The sequence below is a fragment of the uncultured Algibacter sp. genome (genome assembly GCF_905480415.1).
Lineage (GTDB): Bacteria > Bacteroidota > Bacteroidia > Flavobacteriales > Flavobacteriaceae > Algibacter_B.
Map to the genome: position 1 here is coordinate 1 of NZ_CAJQQI010000042.1, position 5,623 is coordinate 5,623.

General features: G+C 30.1%; 3 protein-coding genes. 2 read left to right on the forward strand and 1 reads right to left on the reverse strand.

Annotated elements, in window-relative coordinates; all coding sequences use genetic code 11:
- Positions 1–587: 587 nt before the first annotated feature.
- Positions 588–2,567: a putative porin gene (locus tag QZ260_RS03540; protein WP_295982801.1), complete on the reverse strand. Its 1,980-nt coding sequence runs from the start codon at positions 2,565–2,567 to the stop codon at positions 588–590.
- 392 nt (positions 2,568–2,959) lie between these two features.
- Here QZ260_RS03540 and QZ260_RS03545 point away from each other — a divergent pair, with 392 nt between their 5' ends.
- Both QZ260_RS03545 and QZ260_RS03550 read left to right on the forward strand, forming a co-directional pair.
- Positions 2,960–3,547, forward strand: coding sequence for a ribonuclease HII (locus tag QZ260_RS03545; RefSeq protein ID WP_295982802.1), 588 nt, complete (start codon positions 2,960–2,962; stop codon positions 3,545–3,547).
- Between the two features lie 43 nt (positions 3,548–3,590).
- On the forward strand, positions 3,591–5,623 hold a 2,033-nt coding region (locus QZ260_RS03550; RefSeq protein WP_295982804.1), incomplete at its 3' end, for a ribonuclease HII.

Here is a 5,623-nt window from a genome sequence, read left to right on the forward strand (position 1 = left end):
TTTCTCAATGCTTTTAGGAACGTCGCTTTGCCTCTAAATACATCCGTATTATTCTGCTTAGCGGGTGCAAATATACACCTCATTTCTACATATCCTAAACTTTCTTTTATTCTTTTTTATCCTTTTATTTTATCCTCTGATGCACAAAGGTTTATGGCTGTTGTTTTTTTTACTTTTGATGTGTTTCGTTTAACGTTTTATTTGCATCCTTGTTTTTTTACCTTGTCTTTATTATAAGAGCTACTCTTTAAGACACAAAATCAAAATAGTGAATTGAAGTATTCTAAACTTCTTCTAAGGCCTCCAAAATTATTAACGATTGGATTTTTATATTATGTATTTCAATGTTCAATTCTATTAATTGACTTGAGACTTTTCTCGTTATTTAGGCTTTAGTTTTAGCTCTGCTAATTGTTTCTTTAAAACATAACCCCTTTACGGATCATTTAAAATGGAGTATAAAACTGACTCTTGCGGAATTACCCGCGTTAGGGATTGAAGTGGATAGCCCACAGCGAGGCACGAGCGAGGACTTTTAACGTAAAGCCCGACCCATAAGAGGAACGCCTAAAAAATAAAATTATTTGCTACAAGAAGAAGTTCCAAACTACACCAAAACGTATTGCAAAATCTCGGTAAGGATAGGTTGGGGCAGAATAATAGTTATAGCCTGTGAACGATGAGTTAAAGTGTTCTGCCTTGAGATAAATACGGGTTTGACGAATTTTTGCATTTAAAAAGAAATCTAACCGTGGATAATCTCCAAATTCTCTGTCGTTTTGAACATAGAATTCTGCTAGCAATGGATTATAGGCATCCATATAATATTTGGTGAAGTAATTTAGAGTTACTCCTGTTTGTAAAAACAGTGCTTTTTTAAATAAATGACTTGAAAAATAAAAGGTGTTTCGTGTATTGAATTCTGGAACGTTTAAAACATTGTTTTCGTCTTGCACGTTTTGATACATTACCGTATTGTTTATTGCAAACTTGCCGAATTTTATTTCGTTTTCTAGCTTTACTCTTAAATAGGTTATAGATTTATCGTTTTGAAAAGGACTTAATTGCATTGTGGTTTCATCCCTTTTGAAATAGACATAATCATTTATTGTCGAATAGTCTACTGTAAGGTTAGCGAGCTCTTTAAACTTTAATTTGAATCCTATTTGTTGGGTTTCGATATTATTAAAATTATTTTGCCAATTGTAGTTGATATAATCACTTTGATACAGTAATGCATTATAATTTGGTGCTTTTGAACTGTGGTTTATGGAAGCAGATGCAGCGAAATCGTCATTTAAATTGAAGGCTGCATTTGCTTTTAAATAATTACCATCGAAATCTCCAGAAATATTTGCCCCTAATTCGCCGTTGAAGCGAAAGCCTTTATAAACTTTACTATACTTACCTCCTACTGCAAAAACGTCACCTTTTAATCTGTTAACGATGGTTTTTCCCTTTAAAACAATAAGCTTATTATAGCCATAATTGTAATTCGTACTGTTAACGTTGATTTGAATATTACCTAATACATTATTGTAAAAGTCTAGCTGTAATTCGTTATAAAAATTTTCTAGTGTGGCTTTATCGAATAAGCTTCGCGTTTTAAAAGCATCTCCGAAAATAATTGTGCTAGCTGCTGCTTGGTTATACTGGTAGTATTTATCTTCAAAAGACATTAAATGCCTTACGCTAAGTCTGCTCTTCGATGTGGAATCATTTGAAGTTTCTGGAATATTTTTTTCGACTGCCTTATTAAAAATATTATAATTTTGATCTAGATAAAACCGTTTTCCGCGTAATATGTTTTCGGCATTTTCAATATTAACATCAAGGATAGGGCGTTCTAGAAATTCTTGTTCTCCCGTTTCGAAGTTTACCACACTTTCATCTTTAAGCCCACCACTTTCTTCATTGAACAAATCCTGCGTTACAAAATGTCCTCTAGCTTGGTAACGTTTATTTTTAGACGAATAATTTGATGTAAACCTAAAATTACCTGTACTTGTAATTGAGTGTTGGTAATTACCAATAGAACGCATCCCTTTATAAGCAATAGAAAAATTGAATTGCGGAGACGTGTTTACACTAAAAAAAGAATCAGCCAATTGACCTTGCTCAAAAGCTGTTCTATAAAACAACTCGGTTAACGGTGTGGGAACACGATAATAATTTATATCCTGAGTTTCCATATAATTAAAATGTCTAGCCCTTGCACCAAACTTAGGCATGGAACTGGTGTTTTCAAAATTATGCGTTAAGCTCGTGTATGTTTGTCCAAGATTAGAAAATGATATTAAACCAAAATTATCTTTACGCAAATAATTAAACTTATAGTCTTTATGTATTGTTAAAGACGTATCGAGATATGTTGTATCTCTTTCGTGCGAAATAATTAAATAGTCTTGAATCTTTGCATCTAGATTTTTAATATTTTTAACACTTGTTGATTCTTGATATTTATTCTGTAATGAATCCTGAACACCAAAAGAGTTTAAATCATCTTCTATAACCCTTCTTGCCGGTTTTTTTATTTGACCAGAAACCATATTGACAATAAAAACCATAAAAAAAGTTAAACAGATTGTACATATCTGATTACTTGTAATTCTGTTTTTAATTTTTAGGCTCACTTTCATATTAAAGCTTCTGGTGAATTGGGTAGTTTAAGCACTTCTATTTATTAATTGTTTTTCCGTGGCAAAAGTAATTATTTGAACGTAAAGTGCTAGCAAATATTTTAAATAAAGAAAGCCTGCTAAAAACACCAGCTTTCTTTATTATAATAATCATCTAATAAAAAAGATGAAATTTTAAATTATATACGAGTTAGTCAGCAGCAAAAACGATATTTTTATTTTTAAAATACAGTGATTTTTATTTAAAAAAAATATCGAACATTATAAATATTTTTCAAATACTTAATTGGCAAATTATATATTTGTTTATATTTCAACTTATGCTCTTACTAAACCACACAAATTACATCTTAGAATGCGGGACAGATGAGGCTGGTCGTGGCTGTTTGGCTGGACCTGTAACCGCTGCAGCAGTTATACTTCCAGAGGGCTTTGAGAATTCAATTTTAAATGACTCCAAACAAATAAGCGAAAAGAAAAGATATCTTCTAAAGCCTATTATTGAAGAACAGGCCTTGAGTTTTGGAGTTGCCCATGTATTTCAGGAGGAAGTAGACACCATTAATATTTTGAATGCCTCTATTCTAGCAATGCATCTTTCAATTGATAAATTAAATGAAACACCAGAGTTTATTATTGTTGATGGCAATAAATTTAAACCTTACAAAAACATTCCTCATGAAACCATTATTAAAGGTGATGGTAAATATTTGAGTATTGCAGCCGCCTCCATTTTAGCAAAAACATATAGGGATTTATATATGGAAGGCATTCATAAAGAGTTCCCGATGTATAATTGGAAACAAAACAAAGGTTACCCAACGAAAGAACACAGAGCGGCTATAAAAAAATACGGAATAACAAAATACCACAGAAAGTCGTTTAGATTATTACCTGATCAATTATAGTAAGACATATAAGTTTTTATATTTGTAAAAATTAATTCAATTCATGAGATTATTTTGTTTTTCCCTTCTACTAATATTTACTTTTGGTTGTTCAAAATCTAAAACAAATCATTCAAATCTTTTAGATTTCGTTCCTAAAAACACCACCCTAATTATTAAAACTTCTAATTTAGAAAGTTTAAATAACAGTATTAGCAATAGTGATTTTTTACAAAGAATATCGAATACAACAACCTACAAGAATTTAGAGAATAAACTAAAACCTCTATCAAACTTAAATCCATCTAACAATATATTAATTTGCTTTTCTCACGATGAAAATGATAGTCTTCAATATTCACTTGCGACAAAACTTACTAAAACCTTATTTGTAAAAGACTCATTACCAAACTATACTGAAGAAGTACTTTCTTTTAAAAACAAATCCATTATAAAATCTAAAATAAATAAAAGCACTTTTTACAGCACCGTGATTGACAGTACCTTTTTTGCTTCATCATCAAAAAATATTGTGGACGAGGCTTTTAATAGTTTTAATAACGATGTTGAACTTGAAAAAATATATAACACCTCCGGCCATGATAAAACATTTTCGATGGTTATAAAACCTAACACTAATTTTTCATCCTCTTTTTTTGTTGAAAATTCTATTTCACTTGCCACATTTACCGAATATATCGCTATTGATGTCGAATTGAATCAAAACGACACCTATTTTAATGGTATTACAAAAGCCTCAGATTCTACTGAAAGTCTTATCAATATTTTTAGAAACACTACTCCCCATGTCAATCAAATTCAAAACATTACACCATCAAATAGCGATGGATTTATGAGTTTTACATTTGATGATTTTGAAATTCTTAAAACCAACTTATTAAAATTCAATAAAAAAGATTCTATTACAAATAGCATGACACTTTTTAATGATATTATTGAAGTCGGTGTTATATATGAAGATGAAAAACGCGCCATAGTTTTAAACTCAACTGATGTTATCGCTACTGAAGATGCTCTTTTGAGCGAACAAACTATTGCAGATACATATAGAGAAATTAATATTTACAATTTTAGCCAACCTGTTTTATTTGCCAATACGTTTACACCACTAATAAAGGCCAATAAGGTTAATACATATTGTATTTTAGATAACTTTTTTGTGTTTGCTGAACAAACTGAAATACTTCAAAACATTATTGCTAACTATCAAAATAAAACAACTGTAAGCAATAAATTATATTTTAAAGATGTCAAGGAAAAACTTAGTGATGCTTCGTCATTACTTCAGGTTACAAATGCCGCAACACTAAAGACTATTTTAAATAAAAATATTAAGACGAATACTAACTACAAACTAAATAATTATAATATTTCGGCCATTCAATTTATTTACGATAACAATTTCGCTCATGTTAATGGCATCATTAAAAAGAATAAAACAAGGGCCTCTATAAATTCGGTTTCAGAAGAATTAAATATTAAACTTGATAAAGCACTATTGAACGCTCCTCAATTTGTTAAAAACCATATTACAAAACAAAAAGAAATTGTTGTTCAAGATATAAATAACAACTTATATTTAATTTCTAACAAAGGAAAAATTATCTGGAAGAAGCAGCTGCAAGGACCTATTTTAGGAAAAATTGAACAAATTGATATTTATAGAAATGGACGATTACAATTAGTTTTTGCAACACCGAACAAAGTTTATATTTTAGACAGAAATGGGAAAGACGTAAAACCGTTTGCATTAAATTTTAATGATGAAATCACACAACCTCTTGCTGTTTTTGATTATGATAACCGTAAAAACTATCGCCTTTTAGTCACACAAGGCAAAAACGTTTTAATGTATGATGTAAAAGGGAAACGAATAAAAGGTTTTACTTTTAAATCGGCTAATAACAACATTATTTGTCAGCCCAAACACTTTAAAATCAGCAGTAAAGATTACATCACATTAAAAACTAACAACAAACTTTATATCTTAAATCGATTAGGAAAAACAAGAGTTAAACCGAAACAATCTTTTCCTTATTCAAACCAACCCGTTTTCTTATATAATAACACATTTAC

Excerpts from the sequence above, each read along its gene's own strand:
- QZ260_RS03540 (WP_295982801.1), bottom strand. The coding sequence starts at position 2,567 with ATGGTTTTTATTGTCAATATGGTTTCTGGTCAAATAAAAAAACCGGCA.
- QZ260_RS03545 (WP_295982802.1), top strand. The coding sequence starts at position 2,960 with ATGCTCTTACTAAACCACACAAATTACATCTTAGAATGCGGGACAGAT.